We start from the raw sequence: 23718 nt of genomic DNA, 5'->3' as shown, positions 1-23718 counted from the left end.
TTTGTACTTTGACTTTTATTTGACGGTATTTTTAATATTAAGAGTTTGTATTTGCGTTACCTTTTGTTGCTGCACATGGTTGAAAACCATACGTCTTATCAGGAGCAATTAACTGCCAGAATACAGTATCATTTGGTCTTAATTTAAAGGTTGAGAATGCCTCTCCAACTACACCTGAAGTAATTGGATTTGCTTTCCCATTTACAGAGTAAAACCAGAAAACTGAATCAGCATTTGGATTTTCATCAAGATTATAACAAACATTACTAATATCAGCAGAAACTTCTGTAGTAGTGTGTGATATTGACTTTACATATTCTTCTCCATTCATTTTTACTGGAACATAATCGATTGAATTATTACTGTTTTTAACAATTAGATCCATAACTTCTTGTATTGTAGGATTTTTGCTGTCAGATCTAACAGTGAAAGTTTGACTTTGTAGTGAATAAGGAGAACCATAATTAGCTTCTAGATAAGCGTTATTTTTACAAGTAAAGTCTGTATATTGACCAGTAGTGACGTGAGGGAAATAGATAATCATTGAAAATGAATATCTTCCTTGTGTAGGGCTTAAGCTAACTTCGGGATGTGAAGCATCTTGATGCATTTTAGAACCTACATTGTGTAACACATTTTGTAGCAAACGCAACGAACGTCTGTACGAACCTGCGTGTCTAGCAACAGTATAACCGTTTTTAGATTTGTTGCTCAAATGTGCTACTGTTCTTCGAAGTACAGCACGTTCTGCTTTGGTAATCCCATGGTTTTTCTCTGCCTGAATTGGATCAATCAAAAATTGATGCAATGCATCATCGTCATGCATTAACAAACTAATGTAATTCAGTAAGTTTGAATTGGATTGTGACATAGTTTTATTTTTTTAGATTATTAGGTATTAAAAGTAGGAATATTCTTTTTTAAATTTATGGGTGATAATACCTGATTGTAGTTTTGGAGGTTTCTATCTGTTTGATAAAAATATAAAATAATTGAACAAAATAATTTATTGTTATAATTGAGTATTTGTAGTATTAAAGTGTTAATTTATTGATATATAATGTATTAATTGTAAGTGTGTTGTTTTTGGGGATAGTTTTATGGTTAAATTTATTTTTCAAAAATGTTTATAAAAACTGATTTTTTAAAAGCCTTTATTTTGTAAGAAAAATAAAGGCTTTTTCAATGTTAATTATTAAAATACGCAATTCATCGTATTGTTTCGTGATGTTTAAATAAAGAATTTTAAGTCCTAAAATTATCACTTATGAAATGTATATATTTACTCTTGAGTTTGTGTATAGTATCATTTGCAAATGCGCAAACCACCAAAAGCTCACTTGATAGTGCTTTGGTAAAAAAAGAGCAGCAAAAGTTTACAGAAGGTATCAAACTATGCGAAGAAGCTATTGCATTAGACAATACTTCCATAGATGCTTATTTTTACAAAGCTGGATTCCATACGGCGCTAATCAACAAAAGAAACGCAGGTACCGATTATAAAAATTATAAAGCTGCCATAGCAAACTATTCTAAAGTAATTGAGTTACATCCCAAACATGCAGAAGCATTCTTTTTTCGTGGTGGAGCACATGATGCAATGGGTTTTTTAAACGATGCATTGGCAGATTACAAACAATCAATTTCTATAAATGTAAATCAACCAGAAGTATACAATAGTATGGGGGTTTGTAATGCCAAAAAAGGAAACATAGATATAGCGATGAGTTACTTTGAAAAAGCGATCATTTTTGATCCAACGAATGGAAAAGCGTATTCCAATAAAGGAAATATTTATGACATGAAGCACGATCTTACAAATGCTTGCGCAAACTGGAAAAAGGCAATAGAATTAGGGTATACAGGTAATCAAAGAAGATATACCGCAAAATGTAAATAGCGCTATTACCTAGAAAAATACGCAATATGTCGTATTGTATACACTGTTAAAAAAAGGGAATTTTGAATATCTAATAAACAGTAATTCAGAATATTAATATCCTAAACATGATGAGAAAAACAGGAATACTACTTCTTTTATTAACGCTTATAGCAGCTTGTACAAATTATGGAGAAAAGAAAGTTTTTGACGGAACAGAGATTTATTATAAAGATGGTGTAACGGAAGTCGAAGCAGATAAACTTGGGGAAAGTTTAATGGATTCAGGGTTTACTAATGGTGAACTAAAATCTGTTCAATTTCTTAAAGAAGGAGACAAATATATTTTTAAAATGGTTGTAAAAGAACAGTTTTTAGAAGACAACTCTTTGTCACATGTTTTCAAATTTTTCCCTAGAGAAATTTCAGAATATATGGATTTGTCAATCGATTTGCATCTGTGTGATAGTCATTTTAACACATTGCAAATACATACATTACAAGATGCACATAAATCCATCATGGCAAAAGCTACTGAAATTCGCTACACCAATAAAGTAGTTCCGCACGATGTTGAAAAATTAAAAGACTATCTCATTGAAAATGGCTTTGCAGACGATGAAATCAAAAAAGTAGTAGTATTAGATAGAGAAAATATGAATTATATATTCAAACTCGTCATAGATAAACGAAGATTGGAACATGAAGGAACACTGAGTTTATTAACACTCTTAAAGGGACAATTATCAAAAAATGTATTCAGTGGTTTGCCCGTAAAAATTCACATGTGTGATGATTTAATGAATACACTCAAAGAAATTTAAAAATAAATAATACATATACAATGAAAAACATAGTATTTATACTGCTTTACTGTTTTATGTGTCAGTTAACAATTGCACAAAAAATAGATATCGAGAATGCGCCGCGAAACCCAATTGGTTTCAAGCATAAAAAGGAGCACTTCTTTTTACGAGGAGATATTTATTCTTCTGCGGGAAAGATTTTTGACAAAAAAGGAAATCTAACATTCAACTATGGAATACGTTATTACTACGATACCAATGGAAGAATTACTGGAAATAATTACAATGATACATTAGAGTACGATTCCCGTGGAAATAAAACCAAGTTCAAATACAAAAATGGAAGTACTTCAATATATAAATTTAATGCAAATGACTTATTGGTATATGAAAAAAGCTCGTATGGAGACGAAAAAACATATACCTACGATACCAAAAATCGCTTGATTAAAACATCTATAAAAAAGAAAGGAAAACTGAGTCAAAAGCGTTTGTTTACCTACAGTAAAAAAGGAGATTCTTTAATTGTTGATATGGCATATACATATACTAATGGTAGACGCGGATTTACTGCAAAATCATACTATATCAATGGCTTTTTGGTAAAAGAAATAGTGGAATCAGGAACATATCGCTATATAGTAAAAACAGATGCTAAAGGAAATAAAATTGACTTTTACGATGCAGATAGAGCAGATGCAAAACACTTTGAAACCTTAAATCGTTATTTCAGTGATGCTAACAAACCTGTGAAAATTGAATACGGATATTACAAAATGAGCGAGCGGAAAACAGCTAAAAAAACAAGTACAATATATGTAAATGGTAAACGAAGTACAGAAATTGCTGTAAGTAAAGGTGTAAAACCAAATGAAAGAGTAATTTATGACGGATTAACAGAAACGTATTATACTATTCAGAATATTATTCCAGAAAGCCATACGATTGATACTCGAATTCCAGTAAAAAATATTCTTTCTAAAGGGAATCCATACATGAATTATGCATACGATGGAAAATTTATCAACTATGTACATGGATACAACAAAGTAAAATCGCGTGACTTTGCCTTTCTTGGACCACACATGATCGATTATCGTATAGATAAAATATTAGGTAGAACTTACATCATTCGAAACTACAAAAACATCAAAGATCAGAAAGTAAAACAAATGGAGTTGTTCTCTGCTGATACAGCTTCGATTTTGTACATACGAGAGTTGAAAAAGGAAAACTTTTTCATCGTAGACAAAGGGAAACACATCGATTACAAAAAGGCACGATTTGAATATTTGACGAATGGAGATCCTGTCATTTTTGTAGATGAAAAACCCAAATATGTACTCACAGGATTCAGAATGGCAGAAGATGGAAAAGTACGTATAGGAAAAAGATATAATGGTGAACTAGGTAGCGATTATAAAAAAACTAAAACAAATACAACTAGTAAGTTAGATTGCATCGAAGGCGATTGCATGGAAGGTTGGGGAAAAATAAAAGTGGGCGAAATTATTACCAAAGCAACCTTTAAAAATGGCGCTATTGATGGACTTGCTTACATATCATATCCAGAAGGTGGATTTTATCATGGACAATACAAAAACAATCGACGTGAAGGATTTGGCTATTACAAATGGAGCAGCGGAAATATCTATATCGGAAATTGGAAAGATGGAAAACAACATGGGCTTGGCTATACAATGAGTAAAGAATTGCAAATCACAAGTGCAGGAAGATTTGAAAATGGGAAACTAGTTGAAAAACAAGGAGCAGATTACAAATCAGGAAAAACGAACGGAAATTGCTTAGGGAATTGTAATGATGGATTTGGAAAATATACGTACAACAACGGCGACAAATATTGGGGATTTTTCAAACATGGACAGCGCACAGGAGTAGGAACTTATGTGTGGAGCAACAAAAGTGCTTTTACGGGAACCTATACTGAAAATGGAAAGCGTAATGGTTATGGAATGTATACCTATGTTGATAAATCTGTTTTCAAAGGCATGTTTGTCAATGATAAAATAGATGGACTAGGCTCTATGAAATATAGCAAAACAGGCAATTTGGTATTTGGAGTTTTTAATAATAAAGGCGCAAAAGTCAAAGACTATCAATAATACTAATCAATACAATTTACATGAAGAAAATTAAAATACTACTTATAGTAATCTGCGTATGATGTTGCTTTATAAAATGCGAAATTCCTGTGGAGACTTATGAAGTTACTCAAGAATTTGCCAAGAAAATTGATAAACTAGCAGTACACTTTTCAGCGGATATTCCTAAAAGTTTAAAATTTGACAAACCTGTTGAAGGCAAAAAAACATACTCGTATGGAATGATTCAGGAAGTAGGGAAAGATAGTGTTGTTACAGAAATGTGCTCATTTGGATATATCACTATGAATGGTAGCATGAAAATCGTAAAAGATGGAGCTACTTTTATGAATCAAATTTTAAGCATGCTCAAAAGTGGAGGTTACAAAATAGAAGAGGAAAATATAGGCGAACACGAATTTGATGGAGAAGAATATATGTCACTACGCGCTATTGGAATTATGAAAGAAGGCATCAGCAAAGAGTTTGTCGGGCGCTATCTTTTTAATGTAATAGCCAAACCCAATCCGCATGGAAATACAAGTATCATCATGTTAATGGCAGCAAGAGACGACCAAGAAGCAAAAGATTATGATGATTTTAAAGACAAACTTACAATTTCTACTGTTTGGAATACCTTTAAATACCTAAAATGACCGAGTTAGTCGTTGTAAAGAGATTGCTTAGAATATCTTTTAAGTAATCTCTTTATTTTTTGAAGAAAATCAACTTTCATAAAATAAAGAAACTAAAAAAGGAAAGGCATCATGAAAATTACAATCTTACTAATAGGTCTCTTTCATACGATTATATTACATGCAAATATGGCTTCGCCTGTAAAAGAAGGAACTCTAGGAACGCGTCCATTTATCAGTCAATATGTGCATATTTTACATGAAAATTTACGTATTGCGATTGATGAGGATTTTCAGTATGCTGACTTTGAGATTGAATATATTATCAATGCTGAAAAAAGCGGTGCACAAATCCCATAACTTTTCTATGCTTCGGAATACTATACAAATTTTGAAGCCACGACTAATGGTAAAAAAATAATGCTTCAAAAAACAGGAAAATTTTTGGGATTTATATGGAGATGACAAAGAAAAACTGACCAACTTTCTATACTTATATGAAACCGATCAAAAAGCGATACGCGAACTTGAAAATGAGTTCAAATATGGTAGGAGTGATCGGATTTCACTAAACGACTTCTTATACTTTCAAACAGATATTGCAGCAAGAAAACACAGCATCAAAGTGCATTACAGAGGTACAAATTGGCGTTACAAACACAATCGATTACATGAAGATAGTTTCCGCTATGCATTGGCACCAGCAAAATACTGGAAGTCATTTGGAACACTAGATATCACAATTGATACAAGCAAAGTAAAAGATCAAATAGCCATCAATCTTGGAACACCAGAAAATGGTGATATCAATGGAATTGCAAATTATCACTTTAACAAATTGTCTGTAGACATTATTCAAATCACTCGAATTCCCAAACTGAGCAGTTTTGCAATATTCTTACTCCGTATAGAATTCTTTTGGCTAGCAGTAATACTCATTAGTTTTATTGTGCTATTTCATGTCTGGAAAATATACCGTTTCCGCAAAAAGAACCCTCAAAAAAAGGTTTCAATAGTAGCCGTTTTGGGTACTATAGTTATTCCAATACTGTTTATGCTCACAATCATAATGGCTTCTTTTTGGATTGATGCTTCTACAGGTGAACCCTATGCAAGCGGACGCGAAAGTTATGGAGTTTTCTATTCGTTTTTATATATGCCTAAGTATATTCTTATCTATGTCATTTTCTCCATTATAACAGATTTTTTATTTAAAAAACTACATGCAAAAGTTATATGAAACCTCAACTTGTTTGAAGTGAGTTTGTTAAGTGCTAGCGCGAATCAATGCAACTATCAAATCTCAATTATCGAGTAAAAACATTAGAATTTTTGTTAATTTAAGCAACACTCACAAAAGCGACAATGAACAATCAAAAAGTAACCCCAAAGTATATTTTCATAGGAATAGTCGTAGTACTATTTACTTGGTTTATTCATGAATTTGCACATTGGCTTACAAGTGAGCTCTTAGGTTATAAAGCTTTTATGCGATTGAATGGCGTAGGAACTATTAACAGAGAAAAACCAGCAGAAATACATCAAGCTATTATTTCTATTTCAGGACCAATCATTACTATTTTGCAAGCTGTCATTGCCTTTCTGTTATTAAAATCAAAAGGTTGGCACAAACTTCTATATCTAGTACTATTTACAGCATTTTACATGCGTTTTATGGCTGGAATTATGAATTTTATGAATCCAAATGATGAAGCTCGTGTTGGCCAATATTTAGGAATAGGAACACATACATTATCCCTCGTTGTAAGCATCTTTTTATTCACCTTGGTATATATCATAAGTAAAAAGTATAAATTAAATTGGAAGTTTCAACTTGTTACAATTCTGTTAGTTTTAATAATCAGTTGGGCAATTATATTTGCCGATCAATACTTTCGAATTCGGATTATATAAATAATATTTATTTTGTAAATCGTTATAGAGAATTTGATTTAGTAGCTCATACAATAATTTAATTCTTCAATTCAAAAAATACGCAACTCTTCGTATAGGAATTTTAGCTGAAAAGTAAGAATATTGTTAGTGTGAAGCATCACACAAAACAAAACCAACCAAAACATTTTTTATCTTTATAAAGATGAAATACCGCATGCTTATATTCTTCTCATGTATAACAGCAGTTCTTGCTGCTCAAACAGATATTGCACAAGCAAAACAAGAGGCTATCGCATTGTTTGAAGCGTACGAACAGCAAAGTGAAACCTTCAATCAAAAACGCGAATTAGATTCGATGCAAGTGTACTTAAAAAAACTCGATGCATTGCTGCCACAAATTCAAGATTCTTCATACAATTACAGAGCTGATTTAATTCGCGGTTCAGTGTTGACGCGCAATACACAATCAGATGAAGCAATGAAAGTATTGCTAAAAACTACGGAATTTTTCAAACTGCAAGAAGATTACCCAAACTATTATCGCGGACGTTACAAAATAGGAATTTGTTACTATTATGTAAATCGCCGTGAAGCTACTAAAGAAGTTATGTTAGAAGTAATCGCTAACAAGCAGTACATCAGTCAAGATTTAGCCACTAGTGCTTTAGCGAATATAGGTGCGGTTAATATTGAATTGGGCATGCAACAAAAAGATGACGCTTTATTACAGGATGCAGTCAACAGATTAGATAAGGCAATCTCTATCAATAAACAAATTAAAAACTATACAAAGTTAGCTTCAAACTACAGCTTATTAGCCGAAAGCTACAATCAATTAAAAGACCGACAGAAAGCACTTAAATTTTTGGATAGTGCCATTCATTTTGCTCAAAAAGATAAAAACCTTGGACAAGAAGGTTTTGCAATGATAAAAAAAGGAAACATATTTACCAATAATAAGCAATACCATCAGGCGCAAAAAATGTTTGATAAAGCATCAAAAATCTATAGAAAAGCAGACGACAATCCTTCATTATTATATGCATATGTAGAGAAAAAACGAATGTTAATGTTGATGGAATCCTATGAAGAAGCAAGCAAATTGGGCGACTCTATTTATGGATTAACAATTGAGAATTACAACAAACGTTTTGCAGATGGTATTTCTGAAATGGAAACCAAATATAAAACTGCTGAAAAAGAACGTCAAATTCTAGAACAACGTGCCGATATCGCTGAAAAAGAGTTGACACTACAAAAACGTCAATATCAATTTTATGGTGCTTTAGGCTTGGCAATATTAATTTTAATAATCGGATATCTATTTTACAATCAACAGAAATTAAAGAATCGACAATTAATCAAAGAAAATAGACTAAAAGTAGCCTTAAAAGAGACGGAAACGCAAAACAAATTACAAGAACAACGCTTGCGAATTTCGCGCGATTTACACGATAATATTGGCGCGCAACTATCATTTATCATTTCATCAATTGATAACTTAAAGTATGCTTCCAAGGAAGTAACTCAAGAGTTCAAAGACAAACTGAGTTGTATAAGTGAGTTTACATCATCCACCATCGATCAATTGCGAGATACTATTTGGGCAATGAACAAAGATGAAATTTCGTTGACAGATTTACAAAGCAGAACACTCGCGTTTATTGAAAAAGCCAAAATCGCCAAGCAGGAAGTTAAATTTAAGTTCAATAATGAAGTAAATGCATCCATTCAGTTCACCGCAATTCAAGGAATGCACTTATTTCGTGTCATTCAAGAAGCAATCAATAACTCACTAAAATATGCAAATGCAGATTTGGTTACGGTTGATTTTAAAGAAGAAAGCAGTCAAATCATATTTAGCATAAAAGATAATGGGATCGGATTTGAAAAAGAAACCGTTTCACTTGGTAATGGATTGAATAATATGCAAAAACGTATGGGCGAAATTAATGCGCAAATAAAGATCAACGCAAAACCAGCAGAAGGAACAGAAATTATAGTGAAATATACTATTTAAAAAGTAACATTTCGTGCTGAACGCTGCATGTAAAGTGTAGTTGAGGTATGATCAAAATAAATAGAAAATTCACGAGTAAACCAATAAAACTAAAATCATGAAACTCAAAATAGCTATTGCAGAAGATAATCATTTTTTAGCCAAAGCGGTGATTGAAAAACTATCTTTCTTTGACGATTTTGTGTTTAAATTTATAGCAGCAAATGGTGCGGAGATGATTGGGAAATTGGAAGCAAATCACAATATAGATGTCATTCTGATGGACATTCAAATGCCTGAAATGGATGGTATAAAAGCAACAGAAATCATCAAGGAAAAACATCCGCAAATCAAAATCATTATGCTGACTGTTTTTGATGATGAAGAAAATATTTTTAAAGCAATTCAAGCTGGTGCTGATGGTTATTTGTTGAAAGAAATCAACGCAGAAAACATTCATAAATCCATTCTGGAAGTGGTGAATAATGGTGCGCCAATGTCGCCAAGTATTGCTTTAAAAGCGTTGAATCTATTACGAAATCCGATCGAAATCACAGAAGATTCAGAGATAGAAAAAGTAAAACTCACCAAACGAGAAACTGATGTATTACTACAATTGAGCAAAGGATTGAATTATAACGAAATCGCAGAAAACTTATTCATCTCCTCTGGCACCATTCGCAAACATATTGAAAACATCTACCGAAAATTGCAAGTACATAACAAAATGGAGGCGGTACAAAAAGCGAGATCGCAGAAATTGATATAATTTTAGTTATGAGTATTGAGATCTTACATTAGATAAATATTGAGAAAAAGATGTGTCAAAATCTTCTACGATTAATTTATTCCGCAGCAATTTTTCTAACATAAGCAGAAAATCTCTCTTTGTTTACACCTAATTTCTCTTTGATAAACTTGAAAAAGTCTGCATCTGTGTCTACAGTTCGTAAGCCATCAATAACACCTTGCATTCCGTGTTTTTCAAAAACTTTTATACAAATCAATCCGCCAATAACATACCTAAATTAGGTATGATCTTCACCATTTGGAATATAACCGCGCAATTCTAATAGAGAAATTTCAAAATCAGTATTTTCTAAAAGATACGCTTTCAATTTCTTAGTATACCAAGCCAAATCTTTGCCACCGCTTCCATCCATATACGTGGCAAATCCTTCATTTAACCAAAAATAATTGGTATCTGGGAAAAGTTCGTATGTATAAATATGAACCAATTCATGTGCATAATACGCTGAATTATTTCCAGCATACACAATTCGGTTATGAATATCTGCCAAGCCGCCAGTTTAACCAGAAATGTAAATCTTGCTCATATAATCATAGCCAATCAAACGTACAATTTCTCCAGAATAACTACTCACATAATAATTAAATGAAATTGGAGCTACCTTAAAAATTTTTGCAATTTCTTCATTAAAAGCATTCATGCGAGAAGCATCTTTTTCATCAAATTGATGTAGAGGATGAATATAATAGGTGATAGCGCCAAATTGCTTTTTTTGCTAAACATTTTGATGATACTGAGGACTAATGACAAGCACATATTTTCCATTTACTTTTTTAACATATACAGAAAGGATTGCTTCCAAAACAATGGTATTATTTTTATCTAAATGGGCTAAAGAAGTTTTTATCGCATAATGACCATTTTCCACCTTAAAAATACCTAAAACTGTACATTGAACTTTTGGAGTTCTAGTACGAACGGATCTAAGATCAACCATCCATAAAAAATCATCTGGAATATGATATTCACTGGTGCCCCAAAAAGGAATTTCTGAATTTTTGAATTCTCCAGATTGTAAATACGCTGTCCAAAGTACTATAATTTCTTTCTCTTCAGGATCATTAGCGTTTTCTACATTAGCGTCAATTTTTACCTAAAACACAGTATCGTTTTGGGTATATCCAGTAAAAAACGTTAGAAAAAAAGGAATAGTAAAGTTTGTTTCATCATCGGTTGTTAGTTTTCTAAACTATGAAACGATTACTTTTTTAATATAGTATTTAGATGTAATTGTGAATCTTAGGTTTATGATTTTTCTAGCACCAAACACCTAAACCAAAAATGATTCTACCAATTAAATAACGAGCTGCTTTTTTCTATTTCGGTGGAAATAAAATCGCTTCTCCATAAAACGACTTTATCTTATAGCGTTTGATAATTTGAGTCATGATCACACCTAAGAAAAACGCAACTCCAATAATTCCATACTTATGAAACGATTCAAATATGAACATTTCATAAATGCAAAACCAGGAGACTGTTTCCGACTTCATCATCGTGATTCCGAATACAATCCCGATCAATAAATACATAATAGTTCTTTTCATAATTTAAAAAAGTAAAGGAAATAAAATGTGAATCATGAGTAAACCGCCAATGAAAAAACCAATCACAGCAATGAGTGAAGGTACTTGTAAATTACTCAACCCTGAAATGGCATGACCTGATGTACAACCGCCAGCATAGCGCGCGCCAAAACCAACTAAAAATCCGCCAATAATGAGTAATGAAAAACTTTTTATAGTAGAGAAAGCTTCAAAAGAAAATAAGGTTTCAGGTAAATACGCTTTTCCAGCACTTTCAAAACCTAAAGCGTGTAAATCAGCAATTGTAGTTGAGTTGATGGCGACAGCATCTTCAAGCATTAAAAAATCATGCACAATGAATCCGCCAATCATTGTTCCTAATACTACTATCAAGTTCCAACGTTGTGCTTTCCAATAAAACTTAAAAAAATCAGCTTTATTTCCTGCGCCGCAAATACTGCAAATAGTTCGCAAATTTCCAGACATTCCAAAGTTTTTTCCAACCATGATTAATAAAAACATCACTAGCGCAATCATGACGCCAGAAACATACCATGGCCAAGGTTCATATATCCATTCCATAACGAGTAATTTCTTAGCAAAAAAAAGAAAAACCAATCGAGATGGAAGTAACTTAGGTTACAGAGTGTTTAATAACTAGTTTCGTCTAGCTGAACTTTTCCTCTAAATGTTCGGTATACAAAATACGTATAACCTAATACCAAAGGTGTTCCAATAGCCACGATAATCAGCATGTTTTCCATAGAACCTTCTGAAGCAGCAGCATTGTATATATCAATATTGTATTGCGCATTTACTGTAGAAAATAACAGTGTTGGATATAATTCTATCGCAACCAAAACCAACATGGAAGCAATGGTAATAGACGAAAATATAAATGCGAGTTTGTATCGTTTTTTATTTGCCAATCGTGGCACATTTGCAATCGACAAAAACGTAATTAATGGTGCGGCAAATAAAACTGGATTCGCTTTAAAATCATCAGATAAATGTGGGATATATAACAAAGTATACATTGTAGTGATGCCAAAGAAAACCATAAATAAAATCAATCCTCGTTTCATAAGAATGGTCAATTTAGCAAACAATCTACCTTCCGTTTTAACCAGTAAATAAATAGCACCATGTGTCATGAATAGAAATAACGTAGTAAATCCAGTCAATAAAGAATATGGATTTAAGAATTCAAAAAATCCTGCTCCTTGATATTGATATTCTGGGCCAATAGCCAATCCTTGCAATACATTTCCGAGAACAACACCTAACAAGAACGCTAGCATAATGCTGGAAACACTGTAAATAATATCAAACATATTTCGCCACCAAGGCCATTCTTCTTTCCCTCGGACTTCAATAGAGATACCTCGCAAAATCAGGAAGACTAAAAATAGCATAAACGGAATATACATACTTGAAAAAAAGGTTGCATACATCACTGGGAAACCAGCAAATAATGCACCGCCACCAATTACAAGCCATACTTCATTTCCGTCCCAAACAGGTCCAACAGCATTCATGGCAATACGACGACTGTGATCTTTCTTGAAAAATAAATGCCAAGCACCAGCTCCAAAATCGAAACCATCTAAGATGGCGTATCCAGAGAACAATCCACCAATTACTAAAAACCACCAAGTGGGATAATCTAATCCTAAAAAAGTTTCCATACGCTTTTAATTTCCAATTACTACTTGTGTTATTTCTTTGTTTAACGGTCTATCATTATCATCCTTTTTCGAAGCTTCATATGGTCCATGCTGAATCTTTTTATTCAATAAATAGATAAATAATAAGAATAGGAAGGCATATACAATCATAAATAGAATTAAGGAGAACAATATCTGATTATCAGTCACAGCTTGTGAAAAGGCTTCATTGGTTCGCAAATGTCCATATACAACCCAAGGTTGTCGTCCCATTTCGGCAGCAAACCAACCTGCTTGATTGGCAATTTGTGGCAAAATAGCAGCAAATACAAATACCCAAAGCAATCCTTTTTTACGAAATAGTTTTCCTTTCCACCAAAGAAAAACGCCGTATAAGGACAATCCGATAAGGATCATTCCGATAGCAATCATGATATGATAAAATTGAAATACGGCATTAATTTGTCCAGGTCTATCTTCTTCGGGAAAGGCATTTAAACCTGTAACGGGCGCTTCTGTATCATAATGTAGCAAAAAGGAAAGTCCGCCAGGAATTTTAAGTCCAGTCACTTCCTGCGACTCTTTATCAACCCAACCAAACAAATACAGATCTGCAGGCGCACTGGCTTTAAAATGCCCTTCCATGGCAGCCAGTTTTGCAGGTTGATTTACTGCTACGCCTTCCGCAGAATGATGCCCTGTGTATAATTGCGCCAACGAAAATACAGCCGCAACGACCAATGCAATTTTGAATGCAGGTTTTGAAATTTCTACAAAACGATTTTTTACAATATAATAGGCATGTACGCTTAAAACTAAAAACGCACCAGCTAGCAATGCACCTAGCCAAACATGAAGTACTCTATCTACACTTGAAGGATTAAAAACCATGGCCCAAAAATCAGTGATTTCGGCTCGTGCATTGAGTCCTTCCCCAACAATTTGGTAACCTGCAGGTGTTTGTTGCCAACTATTGGCTACCACAATCCAAACGGCAGAAAACATAGAACCTAGAAACACACCAATGGTAGAGACTAGATGTACCCAAGGTTTTACACGATTCCATCCAAAAAGTAAAATTCCGAGAAATCCACTCTCTAAAGCAAAGGCAAAAATCCCTTCAGCAGCTAAGGCGCTTCCAAACACATCACCTACATACCGTGAATATACTGCCCAATTGGTTCCAAATTCAAATTCCATCACAATACCAGTCACAACACCAATTCCAAAGGTGAGTGCAAAGATTTTTGTCCAGAATTTTGCGAGGATGTGATACTTCTTGTTTTTTGTACGGATATACATACTTTCAAACAGTACCATTAAAAGTCCAAGACCAATACTTAAAGGCGGATAAATGTAATGAAAGGCAATTGTGAAAGCAAATTGGATTCGAGCGAGAATTTCTGTATCCATGGTGAAGAATTTTGTACTGCAAAGATACATCACAAATGCTTATTTAATAGGCAACTATGGTTGCGAAATACGTTTTTATATCAACTATTTTTTACGTATATTATACTATATAAAATACGGATTTTTTGCAGATAGACCATGCGATTTTAAGAAATATTTGCTTGTGAATTATAACTTTTTTAAGGTGTGAAATAAAACTATTAGAATTGTAAATTGAATTCCTTATTTTACTAGTATGAAACAACACATTTTAACCGAAATTTTAGGGAATGCAGATATTTATTTGATAGATCAAATTTTAAAAGGACGCTATCAACAAAATGATCTGATTTTGGATGCAGGTTGCGGAAGTGGGCGAAATTTACATTACTTCCACCAAAGTGGTATTCCATTTTACGCAAATGATATCAATACAGAACATATAAAAAATCTTCAAGAACGATATCCAAAACTTTCTGAGAATTTTAAAGTATCAGCTTTAGAAAAACTACCTTTTTCTGATACTATGTTTGATCATGTTTTGTGCAATGCTGTTTTACATTTTGCAAAAAGTGAAACACATTTTAAAGCAATGTTTTCTGAATTGGTACGTGTGTTAAAAAAGGATGGAAGTTTATTTATACGAATGACTTCCGATATTGGCATTGAAGGGAAATCAACACTTTTACAAGACGGCGTATATTTCTTACCAGATCAATCAGAACGTTTCTTACTCACAAGAGCATTATTAAACGAAATGCTTACCACACATCAACTTTCATTATTAGAACATGTAAAAAGCACGAATGTAAATGATTTAAGGAGTATGATAACATTGGTGTTGATGAAATAGACTATTTCCAAGCTTTATAACCGCCTTTTAAATCATAAACTTTCTTGAACCCTAATTTTGCTAGTTTTTTAGCACTGCGTTGACTTCTATTTCCTGAACGACAGTATACATAGATAGGTTGATCTCTATTGAAACCTGCAAAGTTTTCTGCAAAGTTGGTACGATCAAAAAAGTCAATATTCATGGAATTTTCAATATGTCCAGCATTGTGTTCTAGTTTTGTGCGGACGTCTAGTAATTGGACATCTGCTGCGGAAATGGCTTCTTTGAAAACGGCAACCTCTAAGATTTCGATTCCTTCTAAGGATTTTGATTCTCTGCCAAATAAAGCATTGGTAAAATACATATATGTAGATTTAGGTTATCCGTGTAAAAATAAGAGTTCCTTGATTAGGACTCAGTAACTTTAGTCACAGAAAGTATTGATATATTGAGTACAGTTGAGTGATTTTGCCATAACAAACTCAAAACATTTTTCTTACCTAACTGCACTCAAATTTTATTTATAAACTCGATGGACATACAAATTCAGAAACAGGAATTGTCGTTTCTTCAATCGCTTTAAATCCACCTTTAATATTGATAAGGTTATGAATGCCTCTACTTTTTAATATAGAAGCAGCAATAACACTACGATAGCCACCAGTACAATACACATAAAATGTTTCCTCTTTTGGAAATTCAGCTAAATGGTTATTTATATAATCTACAGGTGTGTTTGTTGCTTCCAAAATGTGTTCTGAGGTAAATTCAGCATCAAGTCGTACATCAAATACGGGCAGTGCTGTTTGGTATACCTTCTGAAAAGCCTCTGAAGTGATTGAACTTACAGTATCGTATTCTTTAGTAGCATTTTTCCATGCGTCAAATCCGCCTTGCAAATATCCTAAGGTGTGATCAAAACCAACTCTTGATAATCGTGTAACTGTTTCCTCCTCACGATTTTCTTGAGCGACTAATAAAATTGGTTGTTTGATATCGGCAATTAGTGTACCAACCCAAGGAGCAAAACTTCCATCCAATCCTATAAAAATGGACCGCGGAATGTGACCTTTTACAAATTCATCTTGATGACGAACGTCTAAGACAATAGCATTGGTTTCGTTGGCAATAACTTCAAATTCTGTCGGTGACAAAGCAGTTGTACCGCGTTGTAACACTTCTGAAATATCATCATATCCTTTTTTGTTAAGCTTTACATTATCAGGAAAATAACTTGGAGGCGGAAGTAAACCATCGGTAACTTCTTTAATGAATTCCTCCTTTGTCATACTAACTCGTAGAGCATAGTTAACTTTCTTCTGATAGCCTAAAGTATCAACAGTTTCTTTCATCATGTTTTTCCGCAGGCAGAACCTGATCCATGTGCAGGATATACAATGACGTCATCTGCTAAAGGCTTGATTTTTTCGCGTAAACTATTAAATAAATGACTTGCCAAATCTTCTACGGTAATTTCACCTGCTTTTTGTGCTAAATCAGGTCTTCCTAACATCACCTAAAAACAAGGTGTCACCACTAAATAACGCATGATCTTTTCCACTTTCATCACGCAACAGATACGAAGTGCTTTCCATCGTATGGCCTGGTGTATGTAAAGCAATAATCGTAATATTTCCTAAAGTAAACTCTTGGTTGTCTTCTGCTATTACGGCTTCAAACGCAGGTTTAGCGTTAGGACCATACACAATGGGAGCGCCTGTTTTTTCAGCTAAAGTAACATGTCTACTGACAAAATTAGCATGAAAATGCGTTTCAAAAATGTATTTGATTTTTGCGTTTTGTTGTTGCGCTTTTTCAAGATAAGGTTGTACTTCACGTAAAGGATCAATAATGGCACCTTCTCCGTTGCTTTCTATGTAATATGCGCCTTGTGCTAGGCAGCCTGTATGTATTTGTTCTATCTTCATACGTAGTAATTTTAAGATGAGATAAAATTACGAACAGAAACATTTATAAACAGTAACTTGGGTTACAGAATGGTACTTTTTTTTAAAGACTTATTGCTTTATAAAAAACTCCATGTAGAAAATGAAAATAGCCATTACAAAGATAAAATAACCAAATCCTTTTTTGAGTTTCTTTCCATCGATGAAATTTCCTAAATAGCTTCCAATAAAAATTCCGACTAATGATATGGAGGTAAAAATTGCTAAAAATTGCCAGTCTATTTCCATCGTAATGGCATCGCCTAAAAAGAAACCTAATAGTGATTTAAAAGCAATGATGATTAATGAGGTACCTACCGCAACTTTCATTTCTACATTTGCTAATAATACCAACGCAGGAATAATTAAAAAACCGCCACCTGCACCAATCATTCCAGTACCAATTCCTACAACCAAACCTTCTAAAAGAATTAATGGGTAATTATAAGAAATCTGTCCAGTACTTGATTTATCATTACGTTCTTTAAGCATAGAAATAGCAGCAGGAAACATAAGTATGGCAAACAAACCAAACATTCCCATTCTGCGTGTAAATTCAAAATCTCCTATAGTAAATAAGGTATTGGGTAAGGCAGGAATTATATAATAACGAACCAAAGTAACACCAATAATCGAAGGAACTCCGAAAACGATTGCGGTACGCCAGTCAACAAATCCTTTTAGGTGCTGTTTAAGTCCACCAACTAATGCACTTGTCCCAACAATAAAAAGGGAGTAAGCAGTTGCCATTTTTTCGTTTACTGCAAATAAATAGGCGAGGACTGGAACGGCTAAAATAGAGCCGCCACCGCCAATAAGACCAAGAGAAATTCCAATAATTAAGGCACTAACATAGCCAAGTATTTCCATAATTGATTTAGGTATTTGTCAGTGCAAAGTACAGTTTGGGCAATGATTTTGCAGTAACAAAAGTTACATATTCAGGCTAAATTTATGATTTTAATATGATTTCTGTGCAATTCTATGCAACCCAATTGTTCTAATTTTTTCAAAAGCCTTGATATTACTACTCTCGAGCTATGTAATTCATATGCAATTTCTTGATGGGTATTGTGAATTGTGTTCGATTTGTTTATACGAATTTTCTCCTTTAAGTAATTTACCAAGCGTTGATCCATTTTTTCAAACGCTACGCTATCTAAAATATGCAATACTTCATTGAGTCGTGTATGATAACTTAGAAATACAAAATCGCGCCATGTTTTATAGGTTGCTATCCATTCTTCCATTTTTTGAATTGGCACGATAATAAGTTTTGTGTCTTGCTCCGCAACAGCTTTTATTTGGCTTTTTGTTTGTCCCATACAACAATTCATTGTCATAGAACAGGTTTCACCGCTTTCTAAATAATATAGAAGCAATTCGTCGCCTTCTTTGTCTTCACGAATTACCTTAATTGCACCAAAAACAAGTAAGGGCATTCCGCGGACGTAATCGCCAATTGCCATCATGGTAAAACCAGCAGGAACTTCTTTAAATGTTCCTACTTGTGAAATTTCATTGAGTAAATCTTCTTCAAAGAGATGTCTGTAGTTGTATTTAAGTTCTTGAATCATGAAGTGCAATTTAGATATTAACTCTATTCACTAAAAGTAATGATAGTATCTGATTCAAAATTACTGCTTTTGAAAATGGTGTGCTGTAACATTGGTTACAGATCATTTTTCAGTATTAAATATGTAATCTTGCTTTTTAAAAAAAGATAAAAAAGGGAGTAATTAAAATTATTTTTTAACAAAAATTTAGAGTCAGATTAGAAGAAATTAAAAAAAATCATCAAAATTTAATTTTTTTCACACAAAACTTCTTTCTAGAAATCACCGAAGATTAGAGTTAGTGTTGAAATAAAAAACGCTCATATTTATTTGGTGGTTTTTATGTAAAATGCACATTTTTATAAAATTAAGGTTCGGATATTGGCAAAGTTTGATCGATTGTAATGAAAAAAGTACATTGTTGAAAAAGTACATTTACATCAACTTAAAAGAATAACATAATGGGAAATTTTACTTTATCTCTCCTTTGGATAGTATTTGTATTTATATCAAGAACTGTTTTTGCACAAAACAATGGTTGCTTTTTTGGAAATTGGCAATTTGAAATTATGAATGGTACTCCCATGGAGGGTACGATGTCCTTTAAAATGGATAATACCGTAAGGGTTACGTTTCAAGGATAAACAAAAACTGAAAAGGATAGAGTAGAAGAAAATGCTATTGTTGTGACAACGAATGGAGTTGCTAATAAGGCAATTGTAACATCCTGTGATGCATCTTCGTTAACTTTATTTGATGAAACTGGGCAAGCTACTATCGTAATGAAAAGAGTCAACAAAAGGCCAGCCGTAGAAATTGTGAGTGCAATCTACGGAAGTGGAGATAAAACTGCCGATGTTAACAAAAAATTGCAAGAATTAATTAATAATGGAATTTGTAATGTTTGGATTGGTAATCATATTTTGGGAGTAGATCCTATAAAAGGCGTTCAAAAGCACTTAAAAGTGGTGTACACTGTAGATGGTGTACAAAAAGAAGGGTCAATTGTAGAAAGAGGTTATTTAAAAGTATACCCAAAATAAAATACTCTACTTAATAATAGCATAAAGTATATAAGAAAAGCTGCTTGTTACAGGCAGCTTTTCTTATGAGTTGAACTTATAAGGCTTCAATTTGCTTCATGATCGCTTCTGCTTCCGCAGTTTTTTGATCACTTAGTTTTCTGTTTGATGTAGACAAATTGAAAGCTTCTTGTGTAAGCTTTTGATACTTCTCGTAGAGTTTGTCTTTTTCTGATTTCTTTTTGAAGAGTCCGAACATAATTTTTTCTTTTTTTTAGCCCTGTAAAGATACGACAATGAAATGATAAATGTAAAATGTTAAACTTTACATTTAAAAATTTTCAAATACCTCTCAATAGTTCTATTAAGTAAAATCGAAACACGTTTCTTCATTCTATTCCTAGAGATAATGAACGTAAAGTTTAAGTTTTTAAATCATTTAATGCTCTATTAGCAAAATAGTTGATACTGGATTTGTGACTTTTCTTAGACTTTAAAAAATAGAAAAGCGAAAGCTCTTTTTAGAAACTTTCGCTTTTTCTCACTATAGAACAAGCTAACTCTTTTAACTATCCTTTTCCTTTTTCTTTTTACGTAAATCAGTATTATATACAACACCAAATTGCAAATAGCCTTTTCCTGTAGTACGAACTCTTTGATAAAGCATTCCTGTTTGTAAGTTAAGGTTTTTGTTGACCTGATATCCAATTCCGCCATACAAACGGTTTCGATCAAACAGTTCTTCTTGTCCATTGATAAATATTTCATCGTAGATTCCGAAGAAAAATGCACCTGGTTCCATTTTAGGCTTGTTCACCGGAATAAACAGCATCAATCGATAACGGAAACGCGTTTTAAAATCGTCTTCAACCCAGCGTTGTTCTGCACGGTAACGATGTTCAAATTTTACGCGTCCTAAATAATTATTTGTGATTAATTGCTGCCATATACGGTGTTCTTCTGTTTCTGGACTATCGCGTTCACTTTCATATACAAAACTTCCGATATACGCATATCCAGCCGTCACAAAGGCATTTTTAGTAAAATGATAATTTAATCCTGTACGTAGCAACCATTGTTCTGTATTATTGGGAAATACGGTGTGATTACGAAACTGAACTTCCGAGTGAATACTAAATTTTTCACTGATTCGGTTAGATCCAAAATACATTAACCAGTTTCCTGTTTCATCCTGACTCCAACTCATTAGTGGCGACATACACAATAGCAGAACAATTATTTTTTTCTGTATGTTCATTTTCATCCTAGTAGAAAGTTACTTTACCATTACTGATATCGTACATTCCGCCTACAATTTTGATATCTCCTTCGTTTTCTAATTCTGCTAACACAGGACTTTGTTTACGAATGTTTTCAATAGTCATTTCAACATTTTTAGCAGCTACATTGTTTACAAACTCAATGTTTTTTGAGTTACGTAAGCTTTCGTCAGTAGGCTCAGTAACCGCTTCTACTGCTGGCTCAATTTTGTTGATTAAAGCTGTTAAATTTCCAAGTCTTGCATGGTCACAAGCACCTTTAACTGCTCCACAAGCTGTATGTCCTAGAACTACGATTACTTTAGTTCCAGCTAGTTTACAAGCAAATTCCATACTACCTAAAATATCTTCGTTTACGAAGTTTCCAGCAATACGTACGCTAAAAATATCTCCAATTCCTTGATCAAAAATAAGTTCAGAGGAAACGCGAGAGTCAATACAACTTAAAACTGTTGCAAATGGGTATTGTCCTGTACTTGTATCAGAAACTTGATCAAGTAAATCACGAGAAACTTGCATGTTTTCTACAAAACGCTTGTTTCCGTCTTTCAATGCCTGAATTGAAGAATCAGGAGTCATTACTGCTTGTGTTTCTTTAGTTTGTGCTTTCATTTTATTTCTTTTAATTATATTTTTTAATTTAGTTTGTTATGATTGTGTAGGTCTAAGTTTAAAAAACTCGATATAACTTTCAGGGTTTTCAACAGTACCTCTTTCTGAAACAAGCTTCACGTTTATATTTCTATTTTTTGCTTTTTCTTTGAAATCGTCTAAAATTTCAATAACATCATGATCTAAGTAGCTTGTTTTGCGCACATCAAGTTCTAAGTGCGTATCTTTTGGAAGACTATCTAATTCTTTTAAAATGGTGGCTTTATTGAAGAAAGTTACTTCTTCTGCTAAGGTCATTTTAATTCTATGTTTCCCATTGCTTTTATCTTCAATATGCAAGAAGTGAGAGTTTTGGTAACTCTTGAAAAGAGTAATAATAACACCAATTGCCAATCCTATTCCAATTCCCCATAATAAGTCTTTGAATACAATTAGTAATACCGTTACAATGAAAGGAACAAATTGCATCCATCCTGCATCCCACATACTCTTAAATGCAGCTGGCTTTGCTAATTTATATCCAACGATGAATAAAATAGCAGCTAATACTGCCAATGGTATTTTATTTAATAAGGTTGGAATTAAAATAATAGAAATTAACAAGAAGAAACCGTGAACAATTGCAGACATTTTAGTGCGTCCACCAGATTGAATATTTGCAGAACTTCTTACAATTACCTGAGTAATTGGTAACCCTCCAATTAATCCAGAAACTACATTACCAGCTCCTTGAGCGATTAACTCTCTGTTTGTCGGAGTAACACGTTTTAATGGGTCAATTTTATCTGTTGCTTCTACACACAATAATGTTTCTAAACTAGCAACTAGTGCAATCGTAAAAGCAGTAATTAATACCTCAGGCTTTGCAATTACAGCCCAATTAGGAAACACGAATTGATTTAAGAAAGAATCCATCGTTTCTGGAACAGGAACTTCTACTAAACTTTCAGCAGCAATACCAAACGTCTCAGAATCTCCTAAGAATACATAAAAAAGAATCCCTATAATAACTGCGACCAAAGGTCCTTGTATGAGTTGAAAAATCTTTGCTTTTTTAGTTAATACGTTTTGCCATAGTAACAATATTGCGATTCCAATAAGTCCCACAACAGTAGCTCCTACACTTATGTTAGAAAATGTAGATCCAATAGCTGCAAAGGTTCCTTCGCCTTTTACTGGATCGTATCCAAAGAAATATGGAATCTCTTTCAAAATGATAATGATACCAATACCAGTAAGCATTCCTCTAATTACAGAAGAAGGGAAAAAGTATCCGATGATACCAAGTCGTAAAACTCCAAATAGAATTTGAATAACTCCAGCCAATACTACGGCTACTAAAAAGTCTCTAAAACCTAGAGATTCTATTGCTGCAAAAACGATTGCAGCAAGACCAGCAGCAGGTCCACTCACACCAATGTGTGAGCCACTTATGATACCAACAATGATACCTCCAATAATTCCGGCAATTAAACCTGAAATCGGTGGCGCACCACTGGCCAAAGCAATACCCAAACACAAGGGCAGTGCCACAAAAAATACTACTATACTTGCGGGTATGTCTGATTTGAAATTTTTAAATGGATTTGAACTATTCATGATAGTAAATAAATGTTTTTTGTGAATTGATTACACTATAAAATGTACTTTCAATTCGTAGTTAGCTTAATATTTTTAAGTGAAAATTTGAACTATTTTTCTACAGTAAGTTTCTGAGAATGTGTAGAAATGTAGCTCAGAATATGCATAAAGCA

General features: G+C 33.2%; 25 protein-coding genes and 2 pseudogenes. 11 read left to right on the top strand and 16 right to left on the bottom strand.

Annotation, left to right across the window (positions count from 1 at the left end; all coding sequences use genetic code 11):
* Positions 1–37 precede the first annotated feature (37 nt).
* The gene (locus MK119_RS15905; RefSeq protein WP_290680584.1) at positions 38–871 is read right to left on the bottom strand and encodes a hypothetical protein; all 834 of its coding nucleotides are present in this window, start codon (positions 869–871) and stop codon (positions 38–40) included.
* A 396-nt stretch (positions 872–1267) separates the two neighbouring features.
* On the opposite strand from MK119_RS15905, the gene MK119_RS15900 reads away from it, so the two are divergent.
* The 9 genes from MK119_RS15900 to MK119_RS15860 all read left to right on the top strand — a co-directional run bounded on the left by MK119_RS15900 (position 1268) and on the right by MK119_RS15860 (position 10086).
* Positions 1268–1900 (top strand): tetratricopeptide repeat protein, encoded by a 633-nt coding sequence (locus MK119_RS15900; protein ID WP_290680582.1) that lies wholly within the window; start codon positions 1268–1270, stop codon positions 1898–1900.
* A 107-nt stretch (positions 1901–2007) separates the two neighbouring features.
* A complete protein-coding gene (locus tag MK119_RS15895) occupies positions 2008–2703 on the top strand; it encodes a hypothetical protein (protein ID WP_290680580.1) in 696 nt (231 codons plus the stop codon).
* A 20-nt stretch (positions 2704–2723) separates the two neighbouring features.
* Positions 2724–4808, top strand: coding sequence for an MORN motif precursor (locus MK119_RS15890; RefSeq protein WP_290680578.1), 2085 nt, complete (start codon positions 2724–2726; stop codon positions 4806–4808).
* A gap of 89 nt (positions 4809–4897) precedes the next feature.
* A complete protein-coding gene (locus tag MK119_RS15885; protein WP_290680576.1) occupies positions 4898–5443 on the top strand; it encodes a hypothetical protein in 546 nt (181 codons plus the stop codon).
* A 111-nt stretch (positions 5444–5554) separates the two neighbouring features.
* Positions 5555–5782 carry a hypothetical protein gene (locus tag MK119_RS15880; protein WP_290680574.1) on the top strand — a complete coding sequence of 76 codons (228 nt, stop codon included), beginning with the start codon at positions 5555–5557 and terminating at the stop codon, positions 5780–5782.
* Between the two features lie 265 nt (positions 5783–6047).
* Positions 6048–6662 carry a hypothetical protein gene (locus MK119_RS15875; RefSeq protein WP_290680572.1) on the top strand — a complete coding sequence of 205 codons (615 nt, stop codon included), beginning with the start codon at positions 6048–6050 and terminating at the stop codon, positions 6660–6662.
* A gap of 125 nt (positions 6663–6787) precedes the next feature.
* Positions 6788–7336 (top strand): hypothetical protein, encoded by a 549-nt coding sequence (locus MK119_RS15870; RefSeq protein ID WP_290680570.1) that lies wholly within the window; start codon positions 6788–6790, stop codon positions 7334–7336.
* A gap of 196 nt (positions 7337–7532) precedes the next feature.
* Positions 7533–9338, top strand: a complete 1806-nt coding sequence (locus MK119_RS15865; protein ID WP_290680568.1) for a histidine kinase — start codon at positions 7533–7535, stop codon at positions 9336–9338.
* A gap of 97 nt (positions 9339–9435) precedes the next feature.
* Positions 9436–10086, top strand: a complete 651-nt coding sequence (locus tag MK119_RS15860) for a response regulator transcription factor (RefSeq protein WP_290680567.1) — start codon at positions 9436–9438, stop codon at positions 10084–10086.
* Between the two features lie 76 nt (positions 10087–10162).
* Here the strand turns inward: MK119_RS15860 and MK119_RS15855 are convergent, their stop codons facing one another.
* The 7 genes and pseudogenes from MK119_RS15855 to MK119_RS15825 all read right to left on the bottom strand — a co-directional run bounded on the left by MK119_RS15855 (position 10163) and on the right by MK119_RS15825 (position 14734).
* Positions 10163–10324: a hypothetical protein gene (locus MK119_RS15855; RefSeq protein WP_290680565.1), complete on the bottom strand. Its 162-nt coding sequence runs from the start codon at positions 10322–10324 to the stop codon at positions 10163–10165.
* A gap of 21 nt (positions 10325–10345) precedes the next feature.
* Positions 10346–10618, bottom strand: coding sequence for a hypothetical protein (locus tag MK119_RS15850; protein ID WP_290680563.1), 273 nt, complete (start codon positions 10616–10618; stop codon positions 10346–10348).
* A gap of 9 nt (positions 10619–10627) precedes the next feature.
* A complete protein-coding gene (locus MK119_RS15845; protein WP_290680561.1) occupies positions 10628–10768 on the bottom strand; it encodes a hypothetical protein in 141 nt (46 codons plus the stop codon).
* Positions 10769–11447: 679 nt separating this feature from the next.
* Positions 11448–11675: pseudogene (locus tag MK119_RS15840) on the bottom strand (YeeE/YedE family protein); the annotation flags it as partial.
* Between the two features lie 3 nt (positions 11676–11678).
* Positions 11679–12236, bottom strand: a complete 558-nt coding sequence (locus tag MK119_RS15835) for a YeeE/YedE thiosulfate transporter family protein (protein WP_290680559.1) — start codon at positions 12234–12236, stop codon at positions 11679–11681.
* A gap of 68 nt (positions 12237–12304) precedes the next feature.
* A complete protein-coding gene (gene cydB / locus MK119_RS15830; protein WP_290680557.1) occupies positions 12305–13342 on the bottom strand; it encodes a cytochrome d ubiquinol oxidase subunit II in 1038 nt (345 codons plus the stop codon).
* A gap of 6 nt (positions 13343–13348) precedes the next feature.
* On the bottom strand, positions 13349–14734 hold the full coding sequence (locus MK119_RS15825) for a cytochrome ubiquinol oxidase subunit I (protein WP_290680555.1): 1386 nt from the start codon (positions 14732–14734) through the stop codon (positions 13349–13351).
* Positions 14735–14969: 235 nt separating this feature from the next.
* On the opposite strand from MK119_RS15825, the gene MK119_RS15820 reads away from it, so the two are divergent.
* Positions 14970–15566 (top strand): class I SAM-dependent methyltransferase, encoded by a 597-nt coding sequence (locus MK119_RS15820; RefSeq protein ID WP_290680553.1) that lies wholly within the window; start codon positions 14970–14972, stop codon positions 15564–15566.
* A 1-nt stretch (position 15567) separates the two neighbouring features.
* On the opposite strand, the gene MK119_RS15815 is transcribed toward MK119_RS15820, so the two are convergent.
* From MK119_RS15815 to MK119_RS15800, 4 genes and pseudogenes are all read right to left on the bottom strand, one after another.
* Entirely contained in the window at positions 15568–15912 is a 345-nt protein-coding gene (locus MK119_RS15815; RefSeq protein ID WP_290680551.1) for a rhodanese-like domain-containing protein, read from the bottom strand.
* 157 nt (positions 15913–16069) lie between these two features.
* A pseudogene (locus tag MK119_RS15810) lies at positions 16070–17476 on the bottom strand (MBL fold metallo-hydrolase).
* Positions 17477–17566: 90 nt separating this feature from the next.
* Positions 17567–18364: a sulfite exporter TauE/SafE family protein gene (locus tag MK119_RS15805; protein WP_290680549.1), complete on the bottom strand. Its 798-nt coding sequence runs from the start codon at positions 18362–18364 to the stop codon at positions 17567–17569.
* A gap of 71 nt (positions 18365–18435) precedes the next feature.
* Positions 18436–19071 (bottom strand): Crp/Fnr family transcriptional regulator, encoded by a 636-nt coding sequence (locus MK119_RS15800; RefSeq protein ID WP_290680547.1) that lies wholly within the window; start codon positions 19069–19071, stop codon positions 18436–18438.
* Positions 19072–19736: 665 nt separating this feature from the next.
* On the opposite strand from MK119_RS15800, the gene MK119_RS15795 reads away from it, so the two are divergent.
* A complete protein-coding gene (locus tag MK119_RS15795) occupies positions 19737–20093 on the top strand; it encodes a hypothetical protein (RefSeq protein ID WP_290680545.1) in 357 nt (118 codons plus the stop codon).
* 76 nt (positions 20094–20169) lie between these two features.
* Here the strand turns inward: MK119_RS15795 and MK119_RS15790 are convergent, their stop codons facing one another.
* The 4 genes from MK119_RS15790 to MK119_RS15775 all read right to left on the bottom strand — a co-directional run bounded on the left by MK119_RS15790 (position 20170) and on the right by MK119_RS15775 (position 23563).
* Complete coding sequence (locus MK119_RS15790; RefSeq protein ID WP_290680543.1) at positions 20170–20331, bottom strand: Lacal_2735 family protein; 162 nt, start codon at positions 20329–20331, stop codon at positions 20170–20172.
* Positions 20332–20637: 306 nt separating this feature from the next.
* Positions 20638–21330 (bottom strand): DUF2490 domain-containing protein, encoded by a 693-nt coding sequence (locus MK119_RS15785; RefSeq protein WP_290680541.1) that lies wholly within the window; start codon positions 21328–21330, stop codon positions 20638–20640.
* Positions 21331–21337: 7 nt separating this feature from the next.
* Positions 21338–21964, bottom strand: coding sequence for a carbonic anhydrase family protein (locus MK119_RS15780; RefSeq protein WP_290680539.1), 627 nt, complete (start codon positions 21962–21964; stop codon positions 21338–21340).
* A 36-nt stretch (positions 21965–22000) separates the two neighbouring features.
* A complete protein-coding gene (locus tag MK119_RS15775) occupies positions 22001–23563 on the bottom strand; it encodes a SulP family inorganic anion transporter (protein ID WP_290680537.1) in 1563 nt (520 codons plus the stop codon).
* Positions 23564–23718 lie beyond the last annotated feature (155 nt).

It is taken from the genome of Kordia sp. (assembly GCF_022447245.1).
Classification (GTDB): Bacteria; Bacteroidota; Bacteroidia; order Flavobacteriales; family Flavobacteriaceae; genus Kordia.
Note: the sequence above shows the minus strand (reverse complement) of the source record. Positions and strands in the feature narration are given on the sequence as shown.

Coding starts and splice junctions, on each gene's coding strand:
- MK119_RS15835 (WP_290680559.1), bottom strand. CDS start 12,236: ATGGAATGGATATATGAACCTTGGCCATGGTATGTTTCTGGCGTCATG.
- MK119_RS15865 (WP_290680568.1), top strand. CDS start 7,533: ATGCTTATATTCTTCTCATGTATAACAGCAGTTCTTGCTGCTCAAACA.
- cydB (WP_290680557.1), bottom strand. CDS start 13,342: ATGGAAACTTTTTTAGGATTAGATTATCCCACTTGGTGGTTTTTAGTA.
- MK119_RS15900 (WP_290680582.1), top strand. CDS start 1,268: ATGAAATGTATATATTTACTCTTGAGTTTGTGTATAGTATCATTTGCA.
- MK119_RS15880 (WP_290680574.1), top strand. CDS start 5,555: ATGAAAATTACAATCTTACTAATAGGTCTCTTTCATACGATTATATTA.
- MK119_RS15820 (WP_290680553.1), top strand. CDS start 14,970: ATGAAACAACACATTTTAACCGAAATTTTAGGGAATGCAGATATTTAT.
- MK119_RS15800 (WP_290680547.1), bottom strand. CDS start 19,071: ATGATTCAAGAACTTAAATACAACTACAGACATCTCTTTGAAGAAGAT.
- MK119_RS15860 (WP_290680567.1), top strand. CDS start 9,436: ATGAAACTCAAAATAGCTATTGCAGAAGATAATCATTTTTTAGCCAAA.
- MK119_RS15895 (WP_290680580.1), top strand. CDS start 2,008: ATGATGAGAAAAACAGGAATACTACTTCTTTTATTAACGCTTATAGCA.
- MK119_RS15805 (WP_290680549.1), bottom strand. CDS start 18,364: ATGGAAATACTTGGCTATGTTAGTGCCTTAATTATTGGAATTTCTCTT.
- MK119_RS15845 (WP_290680561.1), bottom strand. CDS start 10,768: ATGAATGCTTTTAATGAAGAAATTGCAAAAATTTTTAAGGTAGCTCCA.
- MK119_RS15890 (WP_290680578.1), top strand. CDS start 2,724: ATGAAAAACATAGTATTTATACTGCTTTACTGTTTTATGTGTCAGTTA.
- MK119_RS15780 (WP_290680539.1), bottom strand. CDS start 21,964: ATGAAAGCACAAACTAAAGAAACACAAGCAGTAATGACTCCTGATTCT.
- MK119_RS15870 (WP_290680570.1), top strand. CDS start 6,788: ATGAACAATCAAAAAGTAACCCCAAAGTATATTTTCATAGGAATAGTC.
- MK119_RS15815 (WP_290680551.1), bottom strand. CDS start 15,912: ATGTATTTTACCAATGCTTTATTTGGCAGAGAATCAAAATCCTTAGAA.
- MK119_RS15785 (WP_290680541.1), bottom strand. CDS start 21,330: ATGAACATACAGAAAAAAATAATTGTTCTGCTATTGTGTATGTCGCCA.
- MK119_RS15790 (WP_290680543.1), bottom strand. CDS start 20,331: ATGTTCGGACTCTTCAAAAAGAAATCAGAAAAAGACAAACTCTACGAG.
- MK119_RS15775 (WP_290680537.1), bottom strand. CDS start 23,563: ATGAATAGTTCAAATCCATTTAAAAATTTCAAATCAGACATACCCGCA.
- MK119_RS15825 (WP_290680555.1), bottom strand. CDS start 14,734: ATGGATACAGAAATTCTCGCTCGAATCCAATTTGCTTTCACAATTGCC.
- MK119_RS15905 (WP_290680584.1), bottom strand. CDS start 871: ATGTCACAATCCAATTCAAACTTACTGAATTACATTAGTTTGTTAATG.